The 3296-nt window shown below is 42.2% G+C and carries 2 protein-coding genes; both read left to right on the top strand.

Annotation, left to right across the window (positions count from 1 at the left end):
• The first annotated feature begins 145 nt into the window (after window positions 1-145).
• On the top strand, window positions 146-1090 hold the full coding sequence (locus ACY2RS_RS15405; protein ID WP_490099559.1) for a PorP/SprF family type IX secretion system membrane protein: 945 nt from the start codon (window positions 146-148) through the stop codon (window positions 1088-1090).
• Between the two features lie 200 nt (window positions 1091-1290).
• Window positions 1291-3231, top strand: coding sequence for an OmpA family protein (locus ACY2RS_RS15410; protein ID WP_490099560.1), 1941 nt, complete (start codon window positions 1291-1293; stop codon window positions 3229-3231).
• Window positions 3232-3296 lie beyond the last annotated feature (65 nt).

Below are 3296 nucleotides of genomic sequence, written 5' to 3' on the forward strand. Positions count from 1 at the left end.
TATTATTACATCATTACCTTTAATGGTCCTAATAATCCAGGTCAGGATAGTTACGCTGGCTACTTATATTTAAACAGATAGAATAGATAGGCTACTAATGCATACTACGGGGAGTGTAAGTGCTCCCTGTATTAAACCATATATTATGAAACACCGATTACTCATTATTTTTATCGCGGTACTTTTTACAGGTCTAGGTACGGTATCGGCACAACAAGATCCCCAGTACACGCAGTATATGTACAATACCCAGATTGTGAATCCCGGGTATGCTGGTTCAAAGGAGGCCTTAAGTTTTGGTCTTTTACTCAGAACACAGTGGGTAGGCTTGGATGGAGCTCCTCAGACGGGAACCTTTACAGTGGATAGTCCTATAGGAATGGCCGAGAACATGGGCCTTGGTCTTAGTGTTGTTGTGGATCAATTAGGTCCAGCTACGGAGACCAACTTTACGATTGATTATTCCTATACGATCAATACCAGTGATGATGCGAAGCTTTCTTTCGGACTTAAGGGAGGGATGCATTTACTAGATGTAGACTTTACCAAGCTTAATATCTTTGATCAGACAGATCCTAGATTTCAGAACAATATCGACAACAAGTTCCAGCCACAGATTGGGGCAGGATTGTACTACCATACGCAGAAGTTTTATGCTGGGCTATCGGTGCCTAACTTTTTAACTACGAATCATTTTGATGAGACGAGTTTGGAGAATGCGACGGCCGAGACGACCCCAGAGGAGAATCTGCATTATTTTCTAATAGCTGGATATGTGTTTGATATCAATGAGAATTTAAAACTAAAGCCTGCCTTTTTAGGAAAGGCTGTGGGCGGGGCTCCGCTTCAGGCCGATGTATCGCTTAATGCACTGTTTAATGATAAATTTACAGTAGGACTAGCTTATAGATGGAGCGCAGCACTGAGTGCTATGGCAGGATTTCAAGTCAATGACGGGCTGTTTATCGGACTGGGGTATGATTACCAAACCACAGATTTAGAGACCTACAGTGATGGATCTTATGAGCTAATGCTACGTTTTGATGTCTTTAAAAAGCCAGAGCGAGTACTAACACCTAGATTCTTTTAAGAGTAGGTAAGTAGGAGGTAGTAGGTAGGGGGTAGCTAGTAGGAGGTAGTTGGTAGTAGTATGTGTTATATTTCTTCGGAAATAGTAGAAGCTACTCATATTTCCGAAGCAAAAAAAGAAACAAACAACAAACAACTAAAGGCTAATGGCCAACAGCTAAGAGCCAAAAAAAATAACTAACAATACATAATAGGGGCATTATGGATATTCGTTTACTACAAAGAGGGCTTGCCATAGTACTGATGTTTTTAAGCATTAGCGTGGGCTACTCTCAAAAGAAACAATTAAAAAAGGCAGAAAAGGAGTTTGATCGTTTTGCGTATATCGATGCGCGAGATATCTACCTAAAGGTGGTGGAAGACGGTTATGCCTCTGCCGAGATTTACAAGAAATTAGGAGATACCTATTATTGGAATAGTGATTACGATAATGCTGCCAAATGGTATGTAAAACTGGTAGATCAGTTTCCGTCTCAGACGGAGGCTTCGTATTACCTAAGAGGGGCTCAGAGTCTAAAGACCATGGGGAAGTATGAGGAATCAGACAAGCTCATGGAGACCTATATTGATATGACGGGTGATAATATTATTGCCGAGAACTATGAGAAGAACAAAGATTACCTAAGTGTAATTGCCTTTTTATCTAAAAACTACGAGCTGGCGAAAACCGATGTGAGCTCTGGAACTTCCGATTTTGGATCTGCCTATTACGGAGATAAGATTGTGTTTGCCTCTGCCGAAGGGAGCACTGGAGACAGAGTGTATGAGTGGACCGATCAAGCCTATTTAGATTTGTTTGTAGCCGATAAAGACAGCATAGGTAAACTCACCAACAAAAGACCCTTAGGTGATGCTATTAATACCCTGTATCATGAGTCTTCTGCGGTGTTTACCAAAGATGGAAAGACAATGTACTTTACTAGAAACAATGTAAAGAAAGGCAAGCGCGCAGGTAAGGACAAAGAAAAGACGGTACGATTAAAATTATACACGGCTACCAGAGCAGATGATGGACTTTGGGGCGATGTACAAGAACTCCCTTTTAACAGCAATGAATATTCTACAGCCCATCCCGCCCTTAGTTTGGACGAGAAGCGTTTGTATTTTGCTAGCGACATGCCGGGCACTTTTGGGATGAGTGATTTATGGTATGTGGAAATTTTAGGAGATAATACCTATGGGGCTCCGATGAACCTGGGTAGAGAGATCAACACCGAGGCTAGAGAATCCTTTCCATTTATAAGTAGTGGAGGCAATTTGTATTTTGCAACCGATGGAAGACCAGGACTGGGAGGCTTTGATATTTTTGCTGCGCCTATTAGCGCCGAGAGTACTTTGGGAGAGATCAAGAACATTGGTATTCCTGCCAATAGTAATCAGGATGATTTTGGGATTATCATAGACGAGGAGCATAATTTAGGCTATCTAACCTCAAATAGAGATGGGGAGCAGGGTAGTAGTGATGATGATATTTACAGGATCCAGTTTTCAAGCTGTCGGGTAGATATTGCGGGAATTGTAGTAGATAAGAACACGGGAGAGATCATTCCTGGAGCTACGGTAAAGTTATTAGATAGAGACAATAAAGAAATAGGCGAAGTGATCGCCAATGAGAAAGCTGAATTCAGTTTTCCAGAGATGGATTGTGAGCGCCAATATACGGTGCGCGCCTCTAAAGAGGGGTATGAGCCAAATGAGGAGTTGGTGACTACCCCAAAAGAGAGTGTGAAGCTTAATTTAAAGATAGAACTCACGCCGGTGGATCCTTGTCCGCCCAACGATTTAGGATGCAGACTCACCCTGCAACCCATTTACTTTGATTTTGACAAGAGTTTTATCCGTCCCGATGCTGCCATAGAGCTGGCAAAGATCTTGGCGGCGATGCGACAATACCCGCAGCTTATTATCCACATAGAATCGCATACCGACTCAAGAGGGAAGGATATCTACAATGAGAAGCTATCGGGGAGAAGGGCCGCTTCGACCAAGCAATGGCTTATTGACAACGGGATAGACGCCTCAAGACTAACGGCCAAGGGCTATGGAGAGTACCAACTTACCAACGGGTGTTCTAATGGGGTGAAGTGTAGCGAAGAAGAACACCAACTCAATAGAAGATCGATGTTTATTATTCAGAATTAATAAGCAATACAAAGAAAATTTAGAAGTCCTTTAACATACCATGTTAAGGGGCTTTTTTTTGGGAA

This window comes from Patiriisocius sp. 208BN25-11 (genome assembly GCF_058147145.1).

Coding starts and splice junctions, on each gene's coding strand:
- ACY2RS_RS15405 (WP_490099559.1), top strand. CDS start 146: ATGAAACACCGATTACTCATTATTTTTATCGCGGTACTTTTTACAGGT.
- ACY2RS_RS15410 (WP_490099560.1), top strand. CDS start 1,291: ATGGATATTCGTTTACTACAAAGAGGGCTTGCCATAGTACTGATGTTT.